The following is a 24,122-nucleotide window of genomic DNA, read 5'->3' on the forward strand; positions in this document are numbered from 1 at the left end:
CCGCAGAATTACGGAAATCTTGTACGACATCCCATTAATCACCCATTTCGGTGAGGAGCCGCGAAGACGGGAGAGGTGAGGGCTTTATGCACCTTTTTCGCCGATACGGTCACGGTCATGCCTGCCGACACCGCCTCCGACCCGGACGGATCCGCCTCCGACCCGGCCGAACCCGTCTCCGTCACGGGCTGGGGCCGCACCGCCCCGACCACCGCCCGTGTGGTCCGTCCGCGTACCTACGAGGAGGCGGCGGCGGCCGTCCGCGCCTGCGGGGTCCGCGGAGGCATCGCCCGGGGCCTGGGGCGGGCGTACGGGGACGCGGCGCAGAACGCGGGCGGGGCCGTGCTCGACATGACCGGCCTCGACCGTGTCCACGCGATCGACGTCGACGGCGGGACCGTGCTCTGCGACGCGGGCGTGAGCCTGCACCGGCTGATGGAGGTCCTGCTCCCGCTCGGCTGGTTCGTGCCGGTCACGCCCGGGACCCGCCAGGTGACCGTCGGCGGCGCGATCGGCGCGGACATCCACGGCAAGAACCACCATGTGTCCGGCTCGTTCGCCCGCCATGTCCTCTCCTTCGAGCTGCTGACCGCGGACGGCGCGATCCGCACGGTGGGCCGGGGCACCCCCCTCTTCGACGCCACCGCGGGCGGCATGGGCCTGACCGGGGTGATCCTCACGGCGACCGTCCGGCTCCAGCCCGTCGAGACCTCGCTGATGTCCGTCGACACCGAACGCACGGCGGACCTGGACGACCTGATGGCCCGTCTCACCGCCACGGACCACCGCTACCGCTACTCGGTCGCCTGGATCGACCTGCTCGCGCGCGGCCGCTCGACGGGACGCTCGGTGCTCACCCGCGGGGAACACGCCCCCCTGGACGCGCTCCCCCCACGCGCGCGCCGGCGCCCGCTGGCGTTCCGCCCACCGCGGTTCCCGTCCGCGCCCGCCTTCGTGCCGGAGGGGCTGCTCGGCCGCGGAACGGTGGGCCTCTTCAATGAGCTCTGGTACCGGAAGGCACCTCGCGCGCGTACCGGTGAGCTCCAGCGGATCCCGGCCTTCTTCCACCCGCTCGACGGGGTGCCGCACTGGAACCGGATCTACGGGCGCGGTGGGTTCGTGCAGTACCAGTTCGTCGTCGGGCACGGGCGGGAGGAGGCCCTGCGGCGCATCGTGCGGCGCATCGCCGAACGCCGGTGCCCGTCCTTCCTCGCCGTCCTGAAGCGTTTCGGCGAGGGCGATCCGGGCTGGCTCTCCTTCCCGATGCCGGGCTGGACCCTGGCCCTGGACATCCCCGCGAACCTGCCGCGCCTCGGCGCCTTCCTCGACGAGCTGGACGAGGAGGTGGCCGGGGCGGGCGGACGCGTGTACCTGGCGAAGGACGCGCGGCTGCGGCCGGAACTGCTGGCCGACATGTATCCACGGCTGACCGAATTCCGGGAACTGCGAGCCGAGTTGGACCCGCGCGGGGTGTTCACCTCCGACCTGTCCCGCCGCCTCGACCTCTAGAACCGGTCGACCGTCCCGCCGCCCCGGCCTCCAGAACCGGTCGACCGTCCCGCCTCCTCACCCCTCTAGGAGTTGTCATGAAGGACGCCTTCGGAGCCCCCCAGTCCCTGCTGATCCTGGGCGGCACGTCCGAGATCGCGCTGGCCACGGCGCGCCGTCTGATCGCCCGGCGCACCCGCACGGTGTGGCTCGCCGGACGGCCCTCGCCGGCCCTGGAGCGCGACGCCGAGCACCTGCGCGCACTGGGCGCGGACGTCCGTACCCTCGCCTTCGACGCGCTCGACCCCGAGTCCCACGAGACGGTCCTCGGCAAGGTCTTCACCGAGGGCGACCTCGACATGGTGCTGCTCGCCTTCGGGGTCCTCGGCGACCAGGCCCGGGACGAGCGGGAGCCGGTGGCCGCCGCCCGGATCGCGCAGACCAACTACACGGGCGCGGTGTCGGCCCTGCTGGTGTGCGCGCGGGCCCTCCAGACACAGGGGCACGGCTCCCTGGTGGTGCTCTCCTCGGTCGCGGGCGAGCGCGCCCGCCGCTCCAACTTCATCTACGGGTCGAGCAAGGCGGGCCTGGACGCCTTCGCCCAGGGTCTGGGCGACGCGCTGCACGGCACCGGCGTCCACGTGATGGTCGTACGCCCGGGGTTCGTCCGTACGAAGATGACCGCGGGGCGCGCGGAGGGACCCCTGGCCACCACGCCGGAGGCGGTCGCGACGGCGGTCGAGGTGGGGCTGCGACGGCGCTCGGAGACGGTGTGGGTGCCGGGGGCGCTGCGGCTGGTGATGGCGGTGCTGCGGCACGTACCGCGAGCGGTGTTCCGCCGCCTGCCGATCTAGCTCGACGGCGGCTGTCCGGTCTCTACCGGGGCTGTCCGGCTCTACCGAGGAGGCTGTCCGGCTCGACCGCTGCTAGCGGCTGGCGATGGTGCCGCGCTCCACGTCCACATGGCCCGCCTGCGGTGGCACCACGGATCCGCCGAAGGCGAACTCCCGGAGCTTGCGCCACACACTGTCGGGGCCCTGTTCGTAGAGCGCGAACCCCGTGCAGGGCCACTCGGCGTCGTAGTCGGCGAGTTCATGGAACGCGCGGTCCATCGCCGCGTCGTCGATGCCGTGCGCCACCGTGACGTGCGGGTGGTACGGGAACTGCAGTTCACGCGCCACGGGACCGGAGGCGTCACGGACCCGCTGCTGGAGCCAGGCGCAGGCCTCGGCGCCCTGGACGACCTTCACGAACACCACCGGTGACAGGGGCCGGAAGGTGCCGGTGCCCGACAGCCGCATCGGGAAGGGCCGGCCGGCCACGGCGACCGCGGTCAGGTGCGCCTCGACGGCCGGCAGGTCGGCGGCGTGGACCTCCGTCGGCGGCAGCAGGGTGACGTGCGTGGGGATGCCACAAGCCGCGGGGTCGCCGAAGCCCGCGCGCCGCTCCTGGAGCAGGCTGCCGTAAGGCTCCGGGACCGCGATCGACACGCCGATCGTTACGGTCCCCACGTCGTCTCCTGTCGTCGTGTCCGGTGCGTCGTCGGTCGCGTCACCGGTTGCGTTGTCCTTCGCGTCGCCGGGCGCGTTGTCTGGGTTCGTACTCAGCCGTCCGGCTATCGACTGTAAGGCCACGGCTGCGTTGTGGGCAGGCGCAGCCGTAGTGATGTGCAGCGCTCTGCCCCGTGGTACGTGTGTGCGGTCGTACGCCTCAGTGCTTGGCGGGCAGGAAGCCCACCCGGTCGTACGCCTGCGCGAGCGTCTCCGCGGCGACGGCGCGCGCCTTCTCGGCTCCCTTGGCCAGGATCGAGTCGAGCGTCTCCGGGTCGTCCAGGTACTGCTGGGTGCGCTCCCGGAACGGGGTCACGAAGTCGACCATGACCTCGGCGAGGTCCGTCTTGAGCGCACCGTAGCCCTTGCCCGCGTAGTTCTCCTCCAGTTCCGCGATACCGGTACCGGTGAGGGTCGAGTAGATGGTCAGCAGATTGCTGATACCCGGTTTGTGCTCGCTGTCATACCTGATGACGGTGTCCGTGTCGGTGACCGCGCTCTTGACCTTCTTGGCGGTGGTCTTCGGCTCGTCGAGCAGGTTGATGAGGCCCTTCGGCGTGGACGCCGACTTGCTCATCTTGATCGACGGGTCCTGGAGGTCGTAGATCTTCGCCGTTTCCTTGAGGATGTACGGCTTCGGGATCGTGAAGGTCTCGCCGAAGCGGCCGTTGAAGCGCTCGGCGAGGTCGCGGGTGAGCTCGACGTGCTGGCGCTGGTCCTCGCCGACCGGGACCTCGTTCGCCTGGTACAGCAGGATGTCGGCGACCTGGAGGATCGGGTACGTGAACAGGCCGACGGACGCACGGTCCGAGCCCTGCTTGGCGGACTTGTCCTTGAACTGGGTCATGCGGGAGGCCTCGCCGAAGCCGGTGAGGCAGTTCATGATCCAGGCGAGCTGGGCGTGCTCCGGGACATGGCTCTGCACGAAGAGCGTGCAGCGGTCCGCGTCGAGACCGGCGGCGAGCAGCTGCGCGGTGGCGAGCCGGGTGTTCGCGCGCAGGTCCGCCGGGTCCTGCGGAACGGTGATCGCGTGCAGGTCGACAACCATGTAGAAGGCGTCGTGGGACTCCTGCAGGGCCACCCACTGGCGGACGGCGCCGAGGTAGTTGCCGAGGTGGAACGAGCCTGCTGTGGGCTGGATTCCGGAGAGCACGCGGGGACGTTCAGAGGCCATGTTCACCATTCTCTCAGGTGCGCCCGGGAGCTCGGGAACAGGTGGGAACAGAGCTCTCCCCGGAAGGAGGACCCGGGCGGATACTCGAGGCACGTGCTGGGGGCGGACGGGGGACACGCATGGCGGGCCGAGGCGGACGGGTGAGATCGGGGATCGCGGTGTTCTCGGGTGTGGTGCTCGCCGTGCTGGCGGCGCACCCGGCGGGGGCTTTCGCACCGGCCGCGGGGCACAGGGGGCCGGACATGGCCCTGGTCATCGAGGGCGGCACGGGGCGCACGACCACGCTGCACTCCGGGGAGCGGGACTTCACACGGCTGTGGGACCTGATGTCTCCCACCTACATGGGGACGGTACGGGTGCCGGACGCGTGGACGGCGGGCGACTTCCCGCCGGTACGGGCCACCGTGATGTGGGGGCTGAGCGGGGTCGGGGGCTGGCCGCAGACCGACAGCGCGCCGGGGGGCGATGTCGCCATGGGGCGCCAGGACCAGCTGTTCCTGGCCGCGGACGGCACGCCCTGGGTGCGCACGGACCCCTCGCCCGACGTGGTGGACGACGACATCCGCTGGCACCGCGCGTCGCGCTCGGTGTACGAGCGGCTGGTCGAGCGGGGGAGGCTGCTCCACGCCGCGGCAAGCGCACCGGGCTCGAAACGGGGTGCCGAGGAGCGTGCGCGATGGGTACTGCCCGGGCTGGGCGCGGGTCTGCTCCTCGGGGCGGGCGGCGCCTTCCTCGTACGCCGCGCGACGGCCCGGCGAGATGGCGCCGGACCGCCGCGGGAACCACGACAGGAGCTGATCGACCTCTGAACCGGGAGGTGGGTCAGCCGAGGTCGATCTCCGGGTAGAGCGGGAACGGGGCCAGCAGGTCGGTGGCGCGGTGGGAGATCTCGTCGGAGATCTTCGGGTCCAGGACGTGCTGGGCCTTGGACGGAGCGCCCTTGGCGGTGGTGCCGGGCTCGGCGGCGGTGAGGACGCGGTCGATGAGACCGGCGATCTCGTCCATCTCGGTGGCGCCCAGACCACGGGTGGTCAGCGCGGGCGTGCCGATGCGGATGCCGGAGGTGTACCAGGCGCCGTTCGGGTCGGCGGGGATGGCGTTGCGGTTGGTGACGATGCCCGAGTCGAGCAGCGCGGACTCGGCCTGGCGGCCGGTGAGGCCGTAGGAGGACGCGACGTCGATCAGGTTGAGGTGGTTGTCCGTGCCGCCGGTGACCAGGGTGGCGCCGCGCCGCATCAGGCCCTCGGCGAGGGCGCGGGCGTTGTCGACGACGGCCTGGGCGTAGTCGCGGAACTCGGGGCGGCGGGCCTCGGCGAGCGCGACGGCCTTGGCGGCCATGACGTGCGGCAGGGGGCCGCCGAGGACCATCGGGCAGCCGCGGTCGACCTGCTCGGCGAGGCTCTCGTCGCACAGGACCATGCCGCCGCGCGGGCCGCGCAGCGACTTGTGCGTGGTGGTGGTGACGATCTGGGCGTGCGGGACGGGGTCGAAGTCGCCGGTGAGGACCTTGCCCGCGACCAGACCGGCGAAGTGCGCCATGTCGACCATCAGGGTCGCGCCGACCTCGTCGGCGATCTCCCGCATGATCCGGAAGTTCACCAGGCGGGGGTAGGCGGAGTAGCCGGCGACGATGATCAGCGGCTTGAACTCACGGGCCGACGTCCGCAGCGCCTCGTAGTCGATGAGGCCGGTGGCCGGGTCGGTGCCGTACGACCGCTGGTCGAACATCTTGCCGGAGATGTTCGGGCGGAAGCCGTGGGTGAGGTGGCCGCCCGCGTCCAGGGACATGCCGAGCATGCGCTGGTTGCCGAAGGCCTGGCGCAGCTCGGCCCAGTCGGCGTCGGAGAGGTCGTTGACATTGCGGACGCCGGCCTTCGCGAGGGCCGGGGCCTCGACGCGGGCGGCGAGGACGGCCCAGAAGGCGACCAGGTTGGCGTCGATGCCGGAGTGCGGCTGGGCGTAGGCGTGCTCGGCGCCGAAGAGCTCGCGGGCGTGCTCGGCGGCGAGGGCCTCGACGGTGTCGACGTTGCGGCAGCCGGCGTAGAAGCGGCGGCCGACGGTGCCCTCGGCGTACTTGTCGCTGAACCAGTTGCCCATGGCCAGCAGGGTGGCCGGGGAGGCGTAGTTCTCCGACGCGATCAGCTTGAGCATGTCGCGCTGGTCGGCGATTTCCTGACCGATGGCGTCGGCGACGCGGGGCTCCACGGCCCGGATCACGTCGAGGGCGCTGCGGAAGGCGGTGGACTCGGTGGAAAGGGGCTCGGGCATTGACGGCCTCCGGACGTGGCGTTCAGCGTTCACGGGTCGGCCCAGGCGCACGGCACACAGTTCGTGGGCCGCTCCCCGATGGTCGATCCCATCCCAGCGCGCCAGTCACGGCCCGTCGCCAGCCTACCGGGCGCGCCGGATCGCCGGGTTCCGTCGTCCACCATGCGAGCGACGATAAGAAGGGAGCCACGAGCCAGACCCCCGTGCGGCAGCGATCCCTGGGCTGCAGGAAACGGAGATTCCGTGACCACCACCGAACGACTCATCGCCTCGGCCGACGCGCACAGCGCGCACAACTACCACCCGCTGCCGGTCGTCGTGGCGACGGCGGACGGGGCCTGGATGACGGACGTCGAGGGCCGCCGTTTCCTCGACCTGCTGGCCGGCTACTCGGCGCTGAACTTCGGCCACGGCAACCGGCGGCTGCTCGACGCGGCGAAGGCGCAGCTGGAGCGGGTGACGCTGACCTCGCGGGCCTTCCACCACGACCGGTTCGCCGACTTCTGCGCTCAGCTCGCACAGCTGTGCGGCATGGAGATGGTGCTGCCGATGAACACGGGTGCGGAGGCGGTGGAGACCGCCGTGAAGACGGCCAGGAAGTGGGGCTACCGCGTCAAGGGGGTCCCCGACGGCCGGGCGAGGATCGTCGTGGCGAGCGACAACTTCCACGGCCGTACGACGACGCTCATCAGCTTCTCCACGGACGCGGAGGCGCGGACGGACTTCGGGCCGTTCACGCCGGGCTTCGACATCGTGCCGTACGGGGATCTGGCCGCGCTGCGGGCGGCGGTCACCGAGGAGACGGTCGCGGTGCTGCTGGAGCCGATCCAGGGCGAGGCGGGCGTGCTGGTGCCGCCGCCCGGCTACCTCGCCGGGGTGCGGGACCTGACGCGGGAGCGGAACGTCCTCTTCGTCGCGGACGAGATCCAGTCCGGGCTGGGTCGCACGGGCCGCACCTTCGCGTGCGAGCACGAGGGCGTGGTGCCGGACATGTACGTACTGGGCAAGGCGCTCGGGGGCGGGGTCGTGCCGGTGTCGGCGGTGGTGTCGAGCAGAGAGGTGCTCGGGGTGTTCCGGCCCGGTGAGCACGGGTCGACGTTCGGCGGGAACCCGCTGGCCTGCGCGGTGGCGCTCGAGGTGATCGCGATGCTGCGCTCGGGCGAGTACCAGCGGCGCGCCGCGGAACTGGGTGACCACCTGCACCGGGAGCTGGGGCTGCTGACGGGCACGGGGCATGTCACGGCGGTGCGCGGGCGGGGGCTGTGGGCGGGCGTCGACATCGCCCCCGCGTACGGCACGGGACGCGAGATCTCCGAGCGGCTGATGGACCGGGGTGTCCTGGTCAAGGACACCCACGGGGTCACGGTCCGGATCGCCCCGCCGCTGGTCATCAGCAAGGAGGACCTGGACTGGGGGCTGGCTCAGCTGCGTGCGGTGCTGGGCGCCGACTGAGCGCGCAGGGCCTGTCCGGCCGGACAGGCCCTGGCTAGAGGATCACGTGGGGCAAAAAGCGGGCGTACTCGTCCGTGACCAGCCCGGACGACTCGCGGATGCCGAGCCCCGCCGACTCGCCGTCCACGACCCACGCACCGAGGACGACATGGTTGCCGTCGAAGGAGGGAAGGGGGGCCAGTTCCTGGTAGCAGCAGAGCTCGTCCTCGCGTACGACGGGGGCGGCGCCCGGCGCGTGCACCGTCACCCCGGCGCCCTCGCGGCCGAGGAGCGGCTTGGCGACGTACCCCTGGGTGGTGGCCAGCTCCCGGGGCCCGTCGAGGTGGGCGGGCAGGAGGTTGGGGTGGCCCGGGTACAGCTCCCAGAGCACGGCGAGGAGGGCCTTGTTGCTGAGGAGCATCTTCCAGGCGGGCTCGATCCACAGGGTCGTGCCCGTACCGCCGCCGTTGTCGAGGGTGTCCAGGACGTGGTCGGCGAAGCGGTCGGTGGTGAGCCACTCCCAGGGGTAGAGCTTGAAGCAGCTGCGGATGAAACGGAGCTGGTTGTCGACGAAGCGGCCGGAGAGGGGGTCCCAGCCGATCTCCTCCACCGAGATCCAGTCGGTGTCGAGGCCCGCCTGCTCCGCCGTCTCCTTCAGGTACGCGACGGTCATCAGGTCCTCGCCGAGTTCGTCGTCGGCGGAGTGCGCGAAGTAGAGGGGGCTGCCCGGCGGGAGGAGGGCGGCCTGCTTCTTCCAGGCGGCGACGAGGCGTTCGTGGAGGGAGTTCCACTGGTCGGCGCCGGGGAAACGGTCCTCCATCCAGAACCACTGTGGGCTCGCCGCCTCGACGAGGGAGGTCGGGGTGTCGGCGTTGTACTCCAGCATCTTGGCGGGGCCCGTGCCGTCGTAGCGCAGGTCGAAACGGCCGTAGACGGAGGGGAGTTCGCCGCGGCGCCGCCAGGCCTCGGCGACCGCCCGCACGACGCGCGGGTCGGTGATGCCGAGGTCGGCGAATCGGTTCTCCGTGACGATGTGCTCGGCCGCCGCCAGGCACATGCGGTGCAGTTCCTCGACGACCTCCTCCAGCGCCTCCACCTCCGGGAGCGAGAAGGCGTAGTACGCGCTCTCGTCCCAGTAGGGGCGCAGGGAGTCGTCCGGGTAGCGGGTCAGGGGGTAGATGAGGCCCTGTTGCTCGACGGTCTGCTGCCAGCCGGCGCGGGGCTCGATGGTGCGGCGTTCCATGGCGTACGGGTCCGATCGGTGCTGGGCGCGCGGCCTACGGCTACGGGTGCGGTGACGTGGTGTCGCGTCGCTCAGCCGCCGGAGCTGCCCTTGCCGCTGCCGAAGCCGCCGCGGTCGACGGAGTGGTGGCTGCCGCCGCTGGTGCTGCTGCCGGACCCCTTGCTCGCCTTGGTGAAGGAACCGCCGTCGACCCAGCCGCCCTTCTTCTTGCCGCCGTAGTACCAGCCGCTGCTGACCGAGGTCTTGGTGGTCTTGGTCTTGGTGGTCTTGACGGACTGGGTGGTCTTGCAGTTCTTGTCGGCGATGACCTTGTAGCCCTTGAGCGAGGTGTAGCTGTCGCGGTCGACGCAGCGCTTGTCCGGCTCCGAGGAGCAGGCGGTGAGGGCCGCCGCGAGGAGTCCCATGCCGCCGAGTACGACCGTGCCCGAGCGCAGTTGCCGTCGTGTGTCCGCCATCTTCGATCCCCCGTTTGTCGTGACCCCGTGCGCGCTTTGCTTGGCGCAGGCGATCAGATTAATGGTCCTTTGCGCAAGGCAGGCGGGGGACCCCTTCGATTCGGCGTCGCCTACAGTCGCTTCGTGCTCTTTGGAATGGTGTGCGCGCTTGGTGCGGCGGTCTGTTTCGGTACGGCGACGGTGTTGCAGGCGATCGCCGCGCGGGCGGCGGCCGACAGCGGCGGCTCGGGCGGGGACGCGGCGCTGCTGCTGCGCGCGCTGCGGCAGTGGCGGTATCTCGCGGGCCTCGCGCTGGACGGGCTCGGCTTCCTGCTCCAGATCGCGGCGCTTCGCTCCATCCCCATCTACGCGGTCGGGGCGGCGCTGGCGGCGAGCCTCGCGGTGACGGCGGTGGTCGCCGCGCGGCTGCTGCATGTGCGTCTGAGCGGGGTGGAGTGGGCCGCGGTGGGGGTGGTGTGCGCGGGGCTGGCGATGCTCGGGCTGGCGTCCGGGACGGAGGGCAGCGAAGCCGGGTCGATGACGCTGAAGTACTGGATGCTGGGGACCGCGGTGGTGGTGCTGCTGCTCGGCCTGGTGGGCGGGCGGATGTCAGGGCGGGGCCGGGCGTTGGTCCTCGGCCTCGGGGCCGGGTTCGGATTCGGGGTCGTAGAGGTCTCGGTACGGCTGATCGACGACCTCGCACCCGCCACTCTGCTGACCAACCCGGCGACGTACGCGCTGCTCATCGGCGGAGGCGCCGCGTTCATCCTGCTGACCTCGGCGCTGCAGCGCGGCTCGGTGACGACGGCCACGGCCGGTCTGATCATCGGCGAGACCGTCGGACCAGCCCTGGTGGGGGTGATCTGGCTGGGCGACCGCACCCGCGAAGGCCTGGCCTGGCTGGCGGTGCTGGGGTTCGCGGTGGCGGTGGCGGGCGCGCTGGCCCTGGCACGGTTCGGGGAGGCACCGGTGGAGGAGCCGGTGGCGGAGGGGTGACGGGGTGGGCCGGGGAGTTCCTCTTACTGCCAAGGTGACGTGGGACGACGCGGGTCTGTCCGATCTGCATGCGCAGCTGGCACAGGAAATGCTGGGCCGCGTCACGGCGTTCACGATCGAGCAGGAAGTTCGGCTTGTGCGTGGAGTCGTGAATGCCCCGGATCGACGCGGCGTCGGCCGGGTCGTTCTGTGGGACGGGCAGCAACTGGACACGTCCGTCGCCTTCGACCTGCCGCTCCGGACGCATACGGCGCGAACATCCCGCCAGGGGACCTCGCGGCCGCCTTGCGGAACGTACTGGCCGACCACCCCGAACGCGAGGCCGGGGAGGAGTCGCGCGACGCCTTCGGGATCCCCGTGATCGACGCCTCCGCCGCTGTCCACGACTTCGTCGGCCGGCCGCGGTTCCACCTCTCGGACGCACTGCAGGCCGCAGTGGCGGCCTTCGCCGTTCCAGCAGAGCCTGACGAGCCCGCGGAGCTGCGCCTGCGCGGCTTCCTGCTTCTCGACCAGGCAACGTGTCGCCTCTACCTGGACACCCCCACATCACGGGACACTCCGCCGATCGGTATCGACCTTCCCCTCCGAGACGATGAAGGCTCTGTTGTGGTCGGCGTGACAGGAACGCACGCCCTACTTCCGACCCTCCTGGAAACGGAGGAGTTGGAGCGCATGCGGAAGAACGCCCACGATCCCTACTGTCGTGCGGTCTACGACCTGGCGGACTGGCTTACGGGGCGCTGACCGAGCGCTTCAGCGAGTTCGGGTCCCGGCCTACCCCCCCCCGCTCCCGTCCTCACCACCTGCGCCCCCGCCCCCGGTCGGGGGCACAACCGTTGTCCGGGGCCTCAGGCCATCGCCTCCACGATCCCGTCCCACAACCGCACCCTCGCCTCGAGGGCCAGCGTCGCCGTTTCGACCGCCTCCTGCCAGCGTGTGTCGTCCGTGCCGCAGAGGTCGGCCACCATCTGCATGGCCATGGGGGTGTGTTCCTCGCCGTCGACCTCGATATGTCGGGCCAGGTAGTCGCGGAAGAGCGGGAAGCGGTCGGTGCCCTCCTTCTTGATGACCTGGTCGAACATGTCGGGGATGAGGTCCTCCCGGGAGAAGGCGAACGCGGCCGCCCGGCAGTGCAGCGGCCGGTCCGAGATGATCTCGAAGGTGGTGCGGACGAACTCGGCGGCGGGGGCCGGGACTTGGGCGACGCGGAGCGTCGAGGGCAGGTCGTGGCCCTCGGCGACCAGGGCGAGGAAGGTGTCGACCCTGGTCGCGTCGGCGTCCGCCTCGGTCATGCCCGCGCGGTACAGCTCGAAGTGGCTGGTGAAGCCGCCGTTCAGTTCGTCGCTCTCCTCGACCAGGACGATGTCGTTGATCAGGCGTCGGCTCACCTCCGTGCCGCGCGGCACCCAGGGGACGTCGACGCAGGTCAGTTCCCGTTGGAGGGACTTCAGGAGCGACATGAAGTCCCATACCGCGAACACATGGTGCGACATGAACGTCGCCATGTCCTCCCTGCTGTTTATCCGCTGGTAAATCGGGTGGGTGGTGACCTCCTTCCGAGCGGGTTCGATCACGGAACGCGCCCGCTCGATTCCCTCGTGGTTCATATTCCAGTCGTACCTGGACATGGGATCTCCTCTTGGGGGCGGATAGGGGCCACAGTGCGCGGTGGATGGCGATCGTGCAGCTTTATCGAAGGGTCTCGCAAGCACTTTCTGGAATTACCGGAGAGTTACCCGGAGTATCACTCGACAGAAGATGTCAAGATAACCAAAAGGTAAACAAACGGTCACGATTCAGACACTCAAGAAACTTCGTTGAAGATTTGAACGCGGTGTACGCGCTTTCCGTATTCGGTGGCGTGACCAGGAATCCCGTAACCGTCACCGTGGCGTATCACGTGATCCCGGGCCGCGAGACCGACTTCCACTCCTGGGGGTGGGCCGTGCTGCGGGCGAGCTCGCGCGAACCGGGCTTCCTGGGGGGTGGTGTACTTGCCGACGGAGAGGCGGAGTGGCATATGGTCTACCGCTTCGACAGCGAGGGGTCGGCCCTGGCCTGGGAAGACTCGGTCATCCGGGCACAGTGGGCCACCCGGGCGGACCCGTTCGCCCGGGAGACGGGCCGACGGAGCGCGCGGGGCTCCAAGAGCTGGTTCGACGCCCAGACCGGCGCACCGAAACCGCCGGCCGCACCGCTCCCGCCCGCGAAATGGAAGCTTTGGTTCGTGAATATGAGCGCGGTTTTCCCACCGGTGCTCTTATTCAATCTGCTCGTGATTCCTTATCTCGGTGGTCTCAATCCGCTCATCCGAACGCTGCTGCTGTGTCTGTGTGTGACGGCCCTCGTCACCTGGATTCTCATGCCGCGCCTTCAGCGATTCTTCAAGAAATGGCTGTACCCACCGCTCCAGGCGCTCCGCGGACGCCACAAAAGACGGACCGCGTAGGCCAGAGAACGATCAAAGGGAGGTGGGCGGGTGAAGACCCTGCTCATCGACAATTACGACTCGTACACGTACAACCTGTTCCAGCTGATCGCCGAGGTCAACGGCGAGGAGCCGGTGGTGATCCTCAACGACGCCGCCCCCGACGGAACAGGCGGAAGAACTCCGGATCTCTCGGAATTCGACAATGTGGTGGTGTCGCCGGGCCCGGGACACCCGGCCGAATCCCGTGACTTCGGGATCAGCGCCAGAGTGCTCGCGGAGTCCACGATCCCGGTGCTCGGTGTCTGCCTGGGCCACCAGGGCATCGCACTCGGGGAGCATGGCCGGGTGCTGCCCGCCCCGGAGCCCCGGCACGGGCATCTGTCGAGAATCCGGCACGACGAGCGGGACCTGTTCCAGGGGCTGCCGCAGCACTTCACCGCGGTCCGCTACCACTCGCTGTCCGTGCGCGAGCCGCTGCCCGAGACGCTGGAGGCCACGGCCTGGTCCGAGGACGGCGTCCTGATGGGACTGCGGCACCGCACCCGGCCGCTGTGGGGGGTGCAGTTCCACCCGGAGTCCGTCCTGACCGACTACGGCCACCGGATGCTCGTGAACTTCCGCAACCTGACGGCGCAACGCGCCCGCAAGACCCCTACGAAGAACACCGCGGTCACCCCGTCCGCGGCGGCCATGCCCGCCCCGGCCGCGCCCTCCCGCCCCGCGCGGACCGTCCGCCCCGCCCACCGGCTGCACACCCGCCGCATCGCCACCGCCGTCGACGCGGAGGCCGCCTTCACCCGCATGTACGCCGCCTCCCCGCGGGCGTTCTGGCTGGACAGCGCACGGGTCGACGAGGGGCGGTCACGGTTCTCGTTCTTCGGTGACGGCTCCGGGCCGCTGTCGGAGTTCGTCCGGTACGACGTCACGAGCGGCCGCTGCGAGATCGAGCGGGCCGGCCGGCCGCCGCGCAAGGTCCGGGCGAGCGTCTTCGACTACCTCAAGCGGCAGTTGGCGAACCGCCACGTGGACGCCACCGGGCTGCCCTTCGACTTCACCGGCGGATACGTCGGCTACTTCGGGTACGAGACCAAGGCCGACTGCGGCTCCCCCAACCGCCACCGGTCCGAAACCCCCGACGCCTGCTGGCTGTTCGCCGACCGACTGATCGCGGTGGACCACCAGGAGGGCTTCACCTACGCCGTCTGTGTGGCCGAGGACACCCCCCAGGCCACCCGGGACGCCACCGACTGGCTCGACGGCGCACTCGCCCAGCTCACCTTCGTCGGCCCCGACCCGCAGCCGTTACCGCCCGCTCCCGTGTCGGCCGAGCCGGACCTCGACGCCGCCGAACCGTGGCTCGTCCGCGACCGGGCCACCTACCTCGCGGACATCGAGGCCTGCGCGCGCGAACTCCGCGCGGGCACCAGCTACGAGATCTGTCTGACCAACGCCGCCCGGCTGCCCGCGCCGCCCGACGCGTACGACTTCTACCGGGTGCTGCGCCGCGTCAACCCGGCGCCGTACGCGGCCTTCCTGCGGTTCGGCGACCTCGACGTGGCGGGCGCCTCCCCCGAGCGCTTCCTGCGGATCACCCGCGGCGGCGTCGCCGAGGCCCGGCCCATCAAGGGCACCGCGCCCCGTGGCGGCAATCCGGAGGAGGACACACGCCTGCGGGACGCGCTCGCCGCCGACGCCAAGACCCGCGCCGAGAACCTGATGATCGTCGACCTGCTCCGCAACGACCTGGGCCGGGTCTGCCGGACCGGGACGGTACGCGTCTCCCGGCTCATGGCCACCGAGACCTACGCCACCGTGCACCAGCTCGTCTCCACCGTCGAGGGCCGGCTGCGCCCGGACACGGACGCGGTGGACTGCGTCCGCGCCTGCTTCCCCGGCGGCTCGATGACCGGCGCGCCGAAGCTGCGCACCATGGAGATCATCGACACGCTGGAGACCGAGGCGCGCGGGGTGTACTCCGGGGCCCTCGGCTACCTGGGGTGCAGCGGCGGCGCCGACCTCAGCGTCGTCATCCGTACCGCCGTACTCGCGGACGGGCTGACGCACCTGGGCGCGGGCGGCGCGATCGTCCTCGACTCCGATCCGGCCGCGGAGTACGACGAGATGCTGCTGAAGACGGCGGCACAGATGCGGGCCCTGCGGGAGCACCAGGAAGCCACCCCGGCAGGGGTGAGCGCCCGTCGGGCGGACACCCCCCGCCGAACCGCCGTAGAGGAGCCCGCCCGGTGACGATCCCCACGTCCACGCCGACTCCGCGGTCGCCGACCGGCACCCACGCCGACGCCGACGCCCCCGGCAACCTCGCCACCCATCTCGCCGCGCTCGCCGAGCGGCGCGGCTGGGGCGACCGGATCGCCTTCCACCAGGGCCACCGGGCCTGGACGCACGCCGAGGTGCACGAGCTCGCGGGCCGCGCGGCCGGTGTGCTCCGCGGGCACGGCGTGGGCGCGGGCGACCGGGTGCTGCTCGCGCTGCCCGACGGCATCACCTGGGTGGCGGCCTTCCTCGCCACCGCCCGGCTCGGCGCTGTCGCGGTCCTGGTCAACCCCGAACTGCCCCCGGCCGACCACGCGTTCATGGCCGAGGACACCAGGCCCGTGCTCTGCGTGACCGGACCGGGCCTGGAGGACCGCTTCACCGACCGTGTGCGCCTCGGCGCCGATCAGCTGATGGCGCTCACCGCCGACGCCGAGCCGGCCGCCGCGCACCCGGTCGACGCGCACACCCCGCTCTACGTCCAGTACACCTCCGGCACCACGGGCCGGCCCAAGGGTGTCGTGCACTGTCACGGCGACCCGAAGACGTACTACGACCTCATCGGCCGGCGGCTGCTGCGGATCACCCCGGACGACGTCACCCTGTCGGTGTCGAAGCTGTACTTCGCGTACGGCTTCGGCAACGCCTTCGTCTTCCCGCTCTTCTCCGGCTCCTCCGCCGTCCTGGTGGACCGGCGTCCGAACCCGGCCGCCGTGGACGAGCTCGTCGCCCGGCACCGGGTCACCCTGCTCTACTCCGTGCCCTCCGCGTACGCCGCCCTCGTCGCCGACCGGGGCAGCGGCCACGCGACCTGCTTCGCCTCCGTACGCGCCGCCGTGTCGGCCGGGGAGGGCCTGCCCGAGGGACTCGAGAAGCAGGTCGCCGATCTGCTGGCCGCGCCGGTCCTGGAGCAGATCGGCTCCACCGAGGCCGGTCACGCGTTCTGCGCCAACAGCTTCGAGCACAACCACCCGGGCACGGTCGGGCGCCCGGTCCCCGGCTTCGAGGTGGAGCTGCGCGACGGCGCCGGTATGCCGGTGGAGGACGGCGCGGAGGGCGAACTCTGGGTGCGCGGGCCGACGCTGACGCCCGGCTATCTGAACCGGCCCGAGGAGACGGAACGCACCCTGGTCGGCGGCTGGCTGGCCACCCACGACCGGGCGCGCCGGGAGCCGGACGGCAGCTACCGGCACCTGGGACGCACCGACGACCTGGAGATGGTCGGCGGGATCACCATCTCCCCGCTGGAGGTGGAGGCCGTGCTGCGGGCCCACCCGGCGGTGAAGGAGGTCGCGGTCGCGGCCATGACCGACTGGCGCGGCTTCAGCCGGCTGCGGGCCTTCGTCGTCCCCGTCTCGCCCCTGCCGCCCGGCCTGTCCGCACTGTCCGGGCCGTCGGGTCTCGAGACCGAACTCGTGGGCCTGGCGCGCGAGCACCTCGCCGCGTTCAAGGTCCCCCGAGCCATCAGTTTCGTCCCGTCGCTGCCCCGCACCTCGACCGGAAAACTCCGCCGCCACCTCGTCCGCCAGGGCGCCTGGTGACCACAGGCACAGCCACTGCCACTGCCACAGGACAGAAGGGAACGGGCACATGCGACAGCAGCAGCCCCTGCTCGCCGACCGCGGTTTCTACCTGGGTCCGATGTTCCGGCACGCGGCGGACCGCCACGGAGCCGTGTTCGTCACCCTGGACCGGCCGCTCGACGTCCGTCCCGGCCTCGGGGTCGACCTCAGCTATCCGGTGCTGGCCGAGGTGGTCGAGGAGCTCTCCGGACGACTGTGGGAGGCCGGGGTCCGGCCCTCGGAGGAGGTGGTCGTCCACAAGACGGACAACGTCGACATCGTCCTGCTGACCTGCGCCGTCTCCCGTATCGGGGCCGTTCCCGTCCTCCTGTCGCCCGCGCTCGCGGGCCCGGTGGTGGGCCGGCTCCTCGAACGGCTCCACCGACCCTGGCTGATCACCGACAGAGCCAAGCTGGAAGGCCCGCTGGCGGACGTCGACCTCTCCACCCTCGTACGACGGACGCTCTCCGTGGACGACGCGCCCGGGGCCGAACCCCTGGAGAAGTACGCCGGGGCGCAGACGCCTTCACCCGTCCGGCTGCATCCGCGCGAGCCCGCCCTGATCACCCACAGCTCGGGCACCACCGGCCTGCCCAAGCTCGCCGTGCACTGCGCGAACACCATGTGGAACCGGCTGGTCCCGCAGAAGGCGATGGGCTGGCCCACCCGCGGCGAGACCGCCGCGCTGCACATGTCGTTCGTGCACTCGCGCTTCTGCCATCTGCTCGGCGTCCTGCTGCACTTCGGCAGCCCGCTCGTGCTCATCACCGACCCGGACCCGGCCAGGGTGGGACCGCTGCTGACCCGGCACCGCCCCGGCATCGTCGAGACCCACCCCAACACCTTCGTGCTGTGGGAGGAGCTGGCCGACGCGCCCGGAGCACCGCTGTCCCGGGTCCGCTCGTACGGCTCCACGTTCGACGCGATCCATCCGCGCACCGTACGGCGGCTGCTGGACGCCTCGAAGCGGCGCACGCCCTGGCTGATCCAGCTGTACGGGCAGAGCGAGACGGGTCCGGTGGCCTTCCAGTGCTTCACCCGGCGCAGCGCCGCCCGCGCGGACGGGCGCCGGGTCGGGATCGGGATCCCCGGCTTCACCCGGGTCCGGGTCACGGACGACTCCGGCGGGCGGGCCAGGCCCGGCACGCCCGGCCGCATCGAGGCCCGCACCCGGGGGCGGATCCTCACCTATCTCGGCGCCCGGGAGCAGTACCTGCGCCAGCTGGACGGCGGCGGCTGGTGGCAGATGGGCGACATGGGGTACCAGGGCCGGCTGGGCGGGCTGTATCTGATCGACCGTGAGATCGATCGGATCGACTCGGTGCACAGCAGTCTGGAGGTCGAGGACGCCCTGATGGACCGGCTGGAGGAGCTGCGTGAGGTGGTCATCGTGCCCGGCGCGGACCGGGAACCGGTGCCGGTGGTGTGCGTACGGGGCGAACAGCCGCTGGACCCGGCGCGCTGGCGGGAGGCCACGGCCGATCTGCCGCCCCTGGCCGAGCCCCGGCAGTGGCGCTTCGAGGAGCTGCCGATGACCGCGACCTGGAAGGTGAAGCGGGTGGAGATCACCCGCATGCTGGCCGAGGGCGCGCGCACATGAGCGGCGCCCCCGGCCGACCGGCCCTCGTGGTGGGTGCCGGGCCCGTCGGGCTGTCGGCGGCGCTCGCGCTGCGGGCGCACGGGCTGCCGGTCGTGCTCCTGGAGGCGGACCCCGAGGAGCGCGAACGCCCGGGCAGCCGGGCTCTGTTCGTGCACCGGGAGACCCTGCGGCTGCTCGACGGGATGCGCCCGGGGCTGGCCGCCGAGATCACGGCGTACGGGCGCACCTGGCACACCCGACGGACCCTGTACCGGGGCCGCGAGGTGTACGCCCGCACCTTCCCGCCACCGTCCACGCCCGGCCTGCCGCCCTTCACCAGCCTGCGTCAGGTGGACACCGAGCGTTTCCTGCGCACCGCGTGCGAGGCGGCCGGAGTGGAGTTCGCGTGGGGGGCGCGGGTGACGGGGGTGCGCGTCGCACCGACGGAGGTCGTGCTCACGGGCGAGGACGGCCGCGTCTGGACCGGCACGCACGCCGTCGCCGCCGACGGGGCGCGCTCGGCGGTCCGGGGCGAGCTGGGCATCCCGATGGAGGGGACGCGCGCGGACGGCTTCCACGTCGTCGTGGACGTCGCCGACCTGCCGGGCGCCGAGCTGCCGTTGGAACGGGTCTTCCACTACGAGCACCCGGGGGTGGGCGGCCGCAGTGTGATGCGGGTGCCGTTCACCGGGGGCTTCCAGGTCGACCTGCAGTGCCGGGACGACGACACGCAGGAGACGTACGGGACCGAGGAGGCCGTACGGGAATGGCTGCCCGCGGTGGTGGGCGACGGGTACGCCGAGCGGATCCTGTGGGTGTCGACGTACCGTTTCCTGCGCAAGGTCGCCGCCTCGTTCAGCGACCCGCGCCGGCGGGTGCTGCTCGTCGGCGAGGCCGCTCACCTCTTCCCGCCGTTCGGCGCGCGCGGGATGAACAGCGGGATCGCGGACGCGGCGGCCGCCGCGCGGGCGATCGCCGACGGGACGGCCGCCGCTGTCGCCGGGTTCGCCGAGGTCCGGCGGGCCGCGGCCCTGTTCAACAGCGCCGCCGCCGGCAGCGCGCTGGACCATCTGCGACCGCACCGCCGGATCGTCCGCGTCAAACAGCGGGCGGCGGCGGCGCTCGCGCCCGTGCTGCCGTGGTGCGGTTCCTGGCTGGAGCACGCGCCGTACGGGCCACGGAACGGTTCGCCCGCTGTCGCGGGCCGCAAGTACTGACACCGAGAGGGGTACGCAGTGACACAACCGGCCATCGCGGAGGAGCTGTTGGCGTGGTCGCCCGACCGTGGGCTGACCTCCGGTCCGGCCCCCGGTACGTTGCCGGGCGGGCGGCTGCTCGTCGCGGACTCGTGGCTGCTGCGCGAGGGCCGGATGCGCGGCTTCGACCGGCACCGGGAACGCTTCCTGCGGGCCTGCGGCGACTGCGGCGGCCCACCGCTGGACCGGCTCGTCGCGTTCTGGCGGGACATGACCGCCGCGCTGCCGCGCACCGGGGAGTGGTTCCCCCGGGTCGAACTCGCGTCGGGCTCCATGGAGTTGCGACTGCTGCTGCGGCACGCGCCGCCGCTCGGCACGGGCGTACGGGTCTGGGCGGCGGGGCAGAGCGATCCACGGACCGTCCCCCGCCGCAAGGGGCCCGACCTTGACACCCTGGCCCGGGTGAGGCGGCGGGCGTCCGGGGAGGGCGCGGAAGAAGCGGTGCTGATCGCCTCCTCCGGTGTGGTGCTCGAGGCGGCCACGGCCAGCGTGCTGTGGTGGGAGGACGACACCCTGTGCCTGCCCTCGCCGCAGCTGCCCGTCCTGGCCGGAGTGACGGCCGGCCTCATCCAGGAGCGGGCCCACCGGTCCGGGATCCGTGTCGCCCACCGCGAACGGACCGTGGCCGAGCTCGACGGCCGTGAGGTGTGGCTCGTGAACGCGCTGCACGGGATCCGGCCGGTGACCGCCTGGACGGCGCGCCCGATGAGCCCGGCGCCGGCGGTACGCGCCCCGGAATGGCGGAATTGGCTGGACGACATCATGGAGCCGCTGCCGGTCGACTGAATTCCGGAGTCGACTGGATTTCGTACGGAATCACCGGAAAAAAAGCGCCGGGCCGAATAGAATTCGACCCGGCGCTGCTTCTCGTACCCTAATTCAGCTTTTCCTCTGGACGGGCTGATAGGCGCCCGGAACCATACGGGTCGCGATCGCGATCCGGTTGTACGCGTTGATGACGGTGGCCGCCCAGATCAGCGCCGCGAGCTGGGCCTCGTCGAAGACCTCCGCCGCCTCGGCATAGACCTCGTCCGGCACATGTCCGTCGTGGACCAGCGTCACGGCCTCGGTCAACGCCAGTGCGGCACGCTCCCGTTCGGTGAAGAACGGGGTCTCCCGCCAGGCGTTCAGGGCGTAGATCCGCTGCTCGGTCTCGCCCCCGGCGCGGGCGTCCTTGGTGTGCATGTCGAGGCAGAACGCGCAGCCGTTGAGCTGCGAGGCGCGAATCCTGATCAGCTCCAGGAGTTCCGGTTCGACCTTGGCGTCCTGGGCCGCGGAAACGGCGGCGCCGTGCAGGGCGCCCATGGCGCCGGACACCTCGGGGGTAATTTTCTTCAGGGCCACACGGGACAGGGATTCACTATTACTCATGACGCGACTCTATTCCACGAAAAAGACCGCCGCCTCCCTCATCGTGGAAAGCACCGTTGAAAGGCAGTGCCGCGCACAATGCGTCCAGCGCCCCCGACCACCCGTGGTCCGGCGGTGTCCCGTACCCCACCACCAGCGCGTCGGTCCGCTCGGCGGGCGACTCCGGGTGGCGGTAGCGGTCGAGCCCGTGCACCGCGAGCCCCTGCCAGGCCGCCGCCCGCAGCGTCTCCTGCTCGGTGCCGGGCGGCAGGCGCAGCACCACGTGCAGGCCCGCCGCGATGCCCGTGGCCCGGACCCCGGGGGCCTGTCCGGCGAGCCGCGCCACCAGGGCGTCCCGGCGACGCCGGTAACGCAGCCGGGACGCGCGGATGTGGCGGTCGTAGGCGCCCGACGTGATGAACTCCGCCAGGGTGAGCTGGTCCAGCACCCCGCACGACCAGTCCACCCCGCCCTTCGCCGCGATCACCTCCGGGGCGAGCGACGGCGGCAGCACCAGCCAGCCCAGCCGCAGCCCGGGGGCCAGGGACTTGCTGGCCGTGCCCAGATGGACCACGTGGTCGGGGTCGAGGCCCTGGAGGGCGCCGACCGGCTGGCGGTCGTAGCGGAACTCCCCGTCGTAGTCGTCCTCCAGGATCAGACCATCGCCGCGCCGCGCCCAGTCCACCACCTGCGCCCGCCGGTCGGGGTGCAGTGGTACGCCCATCGGGAACTGGTGGGCGGGGGTCATCAGCACCGCCCGTACGCCTCCCGGCGCGCCCCCGCCCCGCGGGCCGGCCGTCAACTCCTCCGTACGCGTGCCGAGTTCGTCGAATCCGAGCGGCACCGTCCGCAGCCCGGCCCGCTCCAGCAGCCGCCAGTGGACGTCGAGCCCGTAGGACTCCACGGCCACCGAGTTCAGTCCCCGCCCGCGCAGCACCTGGCCGAGCAGCATCAGGCCGTGCACGAAGCCGGAGCAGATGACGATGTGCTCCGGGTCCGTGCGGACGCCCCGGGCGCGGGCCAGATAGCCGGCCAGGGCGGTGCGCAGTTCCACCCGGCCGCGCGGGTCGCCGTAGTCGAGGGCCTCGTGCGGGGCGACGGTCAGGGCGCGGCGGGAGGCCTTCAGCCAGGCCGCGCGGGGGAAGGAGGACAGGTCGGGGGTGCCGGGGACCAGGTCGTACGCCGGGCGGGCGTGGGTCCGGCGGCCGGGTGCGGAGGTGGTGGAGGGGGCCTGCACCGGGCGGCGTGCGACGCTCGTGCCCGAACCCTGGCGGGCGGTGAGCCAGCCCTCCGCCACCAGGTCCGCGTACGCCTCCGCGACCGTGTTGCGGGCGATGCCCAGGTCGGCGGCGAGGGAGCGGGAGGAGGGCAGCCGGGTGCCGGGCGCGAGGCGGCCGCTGCGGACCGCCTCGCGGAGGGCTTCCGTCAGACCTCTGCGGACACCGGGTCCGGTCGGCTCGACGTGGAGGTCGACCCCGAAAGTGGCCCAAGATTTCGCCATGTAAATGGACCATACTCCTGGGCTGCTTCGCTCGTAGGGTCGAGAACATGACGACGAACGACGCCACCACCGAGACGACCGCCACGACCGACACCACGGCCGCCACCGAGTACGTCCCCGAGCACAGCCCCCGCCTGCACTGGGCCAAACACGCCCCCGAGGTCTACAAGGCCATGCTGCGGCTGGAGACGGCCGCGCAGCAGGGGCTGGAGCCGAAGCTGCGCGAGCTGGTGAAGATCCGTGCCTCGCAGCTCAACCACTGCGCGTTCTGCCTCGACATGCACACCAAGGACGCGCTGGCCGCCGGGGAGAGCGTGCAGCGGATCATCCAGCTCAGCGCCTGGGAGGAGTCGAAGCACTTCTACACGGAGAAGGAACTCGCGGCGATCGAGCTGACCGAGGCCGTCACCGTCCTCACCGACGGATTCGTACCGGACGAGGTGTACGAGAAGGCGGCTCAGCACTTCGAGGAGGCCGAGCTGGCGCAGCTGATCGCCGCGATCACGGTGATCAACGCGTGGAACCGCTTCGGCGTGAGCACGCGGATGGTCCCGGGCCACTACGAGGCGGGCCGGCACCAGTGACGGAGGGCTTCGCGCCGGGCGGGGTGTACGCGCGGTAGCCGGGGTCACGACAGCCACGCGCGCCATGTCGACGCGTGGCTGTCGACCCACTTCTTCGCCGCGTCCTGCGCCGACAGCTTGTCGTTCGCGATCATCAGGGAGACCTCGTTCTGGTCCTCGGTGGTCCACTTGAACTTCTTCAGGAAGGCGGCCGCCTTGCCGCCGCTCTTCGCGAAGTCGGCGTTCAGGTACTTCTGGAGCGGTGTGTGCGGGTAGGCGCAGGCGACCTTGGCCGCGTCGGCGTCGCAGCCCTCCTTGTACGGCGGCAGCTTCACCTCCGTCATCGGGACCTTCTTGAAGAGCCACTGGGGCGAGTACCAGTAGGTGAGGAAGGGCTTCTTCTCCTTGGCGAACTGCTTCATCTGGGTGATCTGCGCGGCCTCCGAACCGGCGAACACCACCTGGTAGTTCAGCTTCAGGTTCGCCACCAGGGCCTTGTCGTTGGTGACGTAGGAGGGCGAGCCGTCCATGAGCTGGCCCTTGCCGCCGCTCTCCGCGGTACGCATTTGGCCGGCGTACTTGTCGAGGTTCCTCCAGTCGGTCACGTCGGGGTGCTGCTTGGCGAAGTACGTCGGGACGTACCAGCCGATGTGCCCGGTGACGCCCAGGTCCCCGCCGGGGGCGATCGTCTTCTTGTCCTCGACGTACCGCTTCTCCTGGTCGGGGTGGCCCCAGTCCTCCAGGATGGCGTCGACCCGGCCCTGGCTGAGCGCGTCCCACGCGGGGACCTCGTCGACCTGGACGGTGTCGACGCGGTAGCCGAGCTCGTGCTCCAGCAGGTACTGCGCGACGGCCACGTTGGCCTGCGCGCCCACCCAGGACTGGACGGAGAGGGTCAGGCTCTTGGCGCCCCGCGCGTTCGCGAAGGGCGAGGCCTGCTTGGTCATGTCGACGGCGCCGCAACCGGTCAGCGTCAGCAGCGCGGCCGCGCCGGCCATCACCGAAGTCGTACGTAGGCGCAT

General features: G+C 71.4%; 22 protein-coding genes and 1 riboswitch. Of the genes, 13 read left to right on the forward strand and 9 right to left on the reverse strand.

Translation table 11 applies throughout. The features are described 5' to 3' along the window. Window positions 1-117 precede the first annotated feature (117 nt). Both dprE1 and dprE2 read left to right on the forward strand, forming a co-directional pair. Window positions 118-1,509 carry a decaprenylphosphoryl-beta-D-ribose oxidase gene (gene dprE1, locus AQJ27_RS12985; protein ID WP_067366734.1) on the forward strand — a complete coding sequence of 464 codons (1,392 nt, stop codon included), beginning with the start codon at window positions 118-120 and terminating at the stop codon, window positions 1,507-1,509. A 77-nt stretch (window positions 1,510-1,586) separates the two neighbouring features. Next, a complete protein-coding gene (gene dprE2 / locus AQJ27_RS12990; RefSeq protein ID WP_067366737.1) occupies window positions 1,587-2,342 on the forward strand; it encodes a decaprenylphospho-beta-D-erythro-pentofuranosid-2-ulose 2-reductase in 756 nt (251 codons plus the stop codon). Window positions 2,343-2,414: 72 nt separating this feature from the next. Here dprE2 and AQJ27_RS12995 read toward each other — a convergent pair whose 3' ends face one another. Both AQJ27_RS12995 and trpS read right to left on the reverse strand, forming a co-directional pair. Then, the gene (locus tag AQJ27_RS12995; RefSeq protein WP_067366740.1) at window positions 2,415-2,999 is read right to left on the reverse strand and encodes a 2'-5' RNA ligase family protein; all 585 of its coding nucleotides are present in this window, start codon (window positions 2,997-2,999) and stop codon (window positions 2,415-2,417) included. A 199-nt stretch (window positions 3,000-3,198) separates the two neighbouring features. After that, complete coding sequence (trpS, locus tag AQJ27_RS13000) at window positions 3,199-4,212, reverse strand: tryptophan--tRNA ligase (RefSeq protein WP_067367829.1); 1,014 nt, start codon at window positions 4,210-4,212, stop codon at window positions 3,199-3,201. 140 nt (window positions 4,213-4,352) lie between these two features. Here trpS and AQJ27_RS13005 point away from each other — a divergent pair, with 140 nt between their 5' ends. Next, window positions 4,353-5,021 carry a hypothetical protein gene (locus tag AQJ27_RS13005; protein ID WP_235613767.1) on the forward strand — a complete coding sequence of 223 codons (669 nt, stop codon included), beginning with the start codon at window positions 4,353-4,355 and terminating at the stop codon, window positions 5,019-5,021. 13 nt (window positions 5,022-5,034) lie between these two features. Here AQJ27_RS13005 and AQJ27_RS13010 read toward each other — a convergent pair whose 3' ends face one another. Then, window positions 5,035-6,531 carry a glycine hydroxymethyltransferase gene (locus AQJ27_RS13010; protein ID WP_079064946.1) on the reverse strand — a complete coding sequence of 499 codons (1,497 nt, stop codon included), beginning with the start codon at window positions 6,529-6,531 and terminating at the stop codon, window positions 5,035-5,037. After that, a riboswitch (ZMP/ZTP riboswitch) is annotated at window positions 6,513-6,599 on the reverse strand. It overlaps the preceding gene by 19 nt. Window positions 6,600-6,723: 124 nt before the next feature. Between AQJ27_RS13010 and rocD the strand changes: the two genes are divergently transcribed. Continuing rightward, a complete protein-coding gene (gene rocD / locus AQJ27_RS13015; RefSeq protein ID WP_067366750.1) occupies window positions 6,724-7,932 on the forward strand; it encodes an ornithine--oxo-acid transaminase in 1,209 nt (402 codons plus the stop codon). A gap of 34 nt (window positions 7,933-7,966) precedes the next feature. Here rocD and AQJ27_RS13020 read toward each other — a convergent pair whose 3' ends face one another. Next, window positions 7,967-9,154, reverse strand: a complete 1,188-nt coding sequence (locus AQJ27_RS13020; RefSeq protein ID WP_067366753.1) for a glutathionylspermidine synthase family protein — start codon at window positions 9,152-9,154, stop codon at window positions 7,967-7,969. Window positions 9,155-9,225: 71 nt separating this feature from the next. Beyond that, window positions 9,226-9,609 (reverse strand): hypothetical protein, encoded by a 384-nt coding sequence (locus AQJ27_RS13025; protein ID WP_067366756.1) that lies wholly within the window; start codon window positions 9,607-9,609, stop codon window positions 9,226-9,228. Window positions 9,610-9,744: 135 nt separating this feature from the next. On the opposite strand from AQJ27_RS13025, the gene AQJ27_RS13030 reads away from it, so the two are divergent. Next, window positions 9,745-10,584 (forward strand): DMT family transporter, encoded by an 840-nt coding sequence (locus AQJ27_RS13030; protein ID WP_067366760.1) that lies wholly within the window; start codon window positions 9,745-9,747, stop codon window positions 10,582-10,584. A gap of 285 nt (window positions 10,585-10,869) precedes the next feature. After that, window positions 10,870-11,328 (forward strand): hypothetical protein, encoded by a 459-nt coding sequence (locus tag AQJ27_RS13035; protein ID WP_067366763.1) that lies wholly within the window; start codon window positions 10,870-10,872, stop codon window positions 11,326-11,328. Window positions 11,329-11,432: 104 nt separating this feature from the next. Here AQJ27_RS13035 and AQJ27_RS13040 read toward each other — a convergent pair whose 3' ends face one another. After that, window positions 11,433-12,212 carry a DUF3050 domain-containing protein gene (locus tag AQJ27_RS13040; RefSeq protein WP_067366766.1) on the reverse strand — a complete coding sequence of 260 codons (780 nt, stop codon included), beginning with the start codon at window positions 12,210-12,212 and terminating at the stop codon, window positions 11,433-11,435. 233 nt (window positions 12,213-12,445) lie between these two features. Between AQJ27_RS13040 and AQJ27_RS13045 the strand changes: the two genes are divergently transcribed. Genes AQJ27_RS13045 through AQJ27_RS13070 form a run of 6 tightly spaced genes read left to right on the forward strand, consistent with a single transcriptional unit; the run spans window position 12,446 to window position 20,472 of the window. Further along, a complete protein-coding gene (locus AQJ27_RS13045; RefSeq protein ID WP_096240288.1) occupies window positions 12,446-13,033 on the forward strand; it encodes a putative antibiotic biosynthesis monooxygenase in 588 nt (195 codons plus the stop codon). 30 nt (window positions 13,034-13,063) lie between these two features. Next, window positions 13,064-15,262: an aminodeoxychorismate synthase component I gene (gene pabB / locus AQJ27_RS13050; protein WP_067366773.1), complete on the forward strand. Its 2,199-nt coding sequence runs from the start codon at window positions 13,064-13,066 to the stop codon at window positions 15,260-15,262. A gap of 2 nt (window positions 15,263-15,264) precedes the next feature. Next, entirely contained in the window at window positions 15,265-16,830 is a 1,566-nt protein-coding gene (locus tag AQJ27_RS13055) for an AMP-binding protein (protein WP_067367835.1), read from the forward strand. Window positions 16,831-16,879: 49 nt separating this feature from the next. Beyond that, on the forward strand, window positions 16,880-18,451 hold the full coding sequence (locus AQJ27_RS13060) for a class I adenylate-forming enzyme family protein (RefSeq protein WP_067366777.1): 1,572 nt from the start codon (window positions 16,880-16,882) through the stop codon (window positions 18,449-18,451). Continuing rightward, window positions 18,448-19,647, forward strand: a complete 1,200-nt coding sequence (locus tag AQJ27_RS13065) for an FAD-dependent monooxygenase (RefSeq protein WP_067366780.1) — start codon at window positions 18,448-18,450, stop codon at window positions 19,645-19,647. Before AQJ27_RS13060 ends, AQJ27_RS13065 begins: the two co-directional genes overlap by 4 nt. An 18-nt stretch (window positions 19,648-19,665) precedes the next feature. Next, window positions 19,666-20,472 (forward strand): aminotransferase class IV, encoded by an 807-nt coding sequence (locus AQJ27_RS13070; RefSeq protein WP_067366783.1) that lies wholly within the window; start codon window positions 19,666-19,668, stop codon window positions 20,470-20,472. 93 nt (window positions 20,473-20,565) lie between these two features. Here AQJ27_RS13070 and AQJ27_RS13075 read toward each other — a convergent pair whose 3' ends face one another. Both AQJ27_RS13075 and pdxR read right to left on the reverse strand, forming a co-directional pair. Next, complete coding sequence (locus tag AQJ27_RS13075) at window positions 20,566-21,057, reverse strand: carboxymuconolactone decarboxylase family protein (RefSeq protein ID WP_067366785.1); 492 nt, start codon at window positions 21,055-21,057, stop codon at window positions 20,566-20,568. Next, window positions 21,050-22,537 (reverse strand): MocR-like pyridoxine biosynthesis transcription factor PdxR, encoded by a 1,488-nt coding sequence (gene pdxR / locus AQJ27_RS13080; protein WP_235613769.1) that lies wholly within the window; start codon window positions 22,535-22,537, stop codon window positions 21,050-21,052. The genes AQJ27_RS13075 and pdxR overlap by 8 nt, the downstream gene beginning before the upstream one ends. Before the next feature lie 47 nt (window positions 22,538-22,584). On the opposite strand from pdxR, the gene AQJ27_RS13085 reads away from it, so the two are divergent. After that, on the forward strand, window positions 22,585-23,121 hold the full coding sequence (locus tag AQJ27_RS13085; protein ID WP_079064948.1) for a carboxymuconolactone decarboxylase family protein: 537 nt from the start codon (window positions 22,585-22,587) through the stop codon (window positions 23,119-23,121). Between the two features lie 44 nt (window positions 23,122-23,165). Here the strand turns inward: AQJ27_RS13085 and AQJ27_RS13090 are convergent, their stop codons facing one another. Then, window positions 23,166-24,122: an ABC transporter substrate-binding protein gene (locus AQJ27_RS13090; protein WP_067366788.1), complete on the reverse strand. Its 957-nt coding sequence runs from the start codon at window positions 24,120-24,122 to the stop codon at window positions 23,166-23,168.

It is taken from the genome of Streptomyces olivochromogenes, assembly GCF_001514115.1.
GTDB lineage: Bacteria > Actinomycetota > Actinomycetes > Streptomycetales > Streptomycetaceae > Streptomyces > Streptomyces olivochromogenes.

Bases quoted from the DNA above. Each gene is read 5' to 3' on its own strand.
- dprE1 (WP_067366734.1), top strand. From the start codon at position 118: ATGCCTGCCGACACCGCCTCCGACCCGGACGGATCCGCCTCCGACCCG.
- dprE2 (WP_067366737.1), top strand. From the start codon at position 1,587: ATGAAGGACGCCTTCGGAGCCCCCCAGTCCCTGCTGATCCTGGGCGGC.
- trpS (WP_067367829.1), bottom strand. From the start codon at position 4,212: ATGGCCTCTGAACGTCCCCGCGTGCTCTCCGGAATCCAGCCCACAGCA.
- AQJ27_RS13020 (WP_067366753.1), bottom strand. From the start codon at position 9,154: ATGGAACGCCGCACCATCGAGCCCCGCGCCGGCTGGCAGCAGACCGTC.
- AQJ27_RS13025 (WP_067366756.1), bottom strand. From the start codon at position 9,609: ATGGCGGACACACGACGGCAACTGCGCTCGGGCACGGTCGTACTCGGC.
- AQJ27_RS13030 (WP_067366760.1), top strand. From the start codon at position 9,745: ATGGTGTGCGCGCTTGGTGCGGCGGTCTGTTTCGGTACGGCGACGGTG.
- AQJ27_RS13040 (WP_067366766.1), bottom strand. From the start codon at position 12,212: ATGTCCAGGTACGACTGGAATATGAACCACGAGGGAATCGAGCGGGCG.
- AQJ27_RS13060 (WP_067366777.1), top strand. From the start codon at position 16,880: ATGCGACAGCAGCAGCCCCTGCTCGCCGACCGCGGTTTCTACCTGGGT.
- AQJ27_RS13065 (WP_067366780.1), top strand. From the start codon at position 18,448: ATGAGCGGCGCCCCCGGCCGACCGGCCCTCGTGGTGGGTGCCGGGCCC.
- AQJ27_RS13075 (WP_067366785.1), bottom strand. From the start codon at position 21,057: ATGAGTAATAGTGAATCCCTGTCCCGTGTGGCCCTGAAGAAAATTACC.
- pdxR (WP_235613769.1), bottom strand. From the start codon at position 22,537: ATGGCGAAATCTTGGGCCACTTTCGGGGTCGACCTCCACGTCGAGCCG.
- AQJ27_RS13085 (WP_079064948.1), top strand. From the start codon at position 22,585: ATGACGACGAACGACGCCACCACCGAGACGACCGCCACGACCGACACC.
- AQJ27_RS13090 (WP_067366788.1), bottom strand. From the start codon at position 24,122: ATGCGCCTACGTACGACTTCGGTGATGGCCGGCGCGGCCGCGCTGCTG.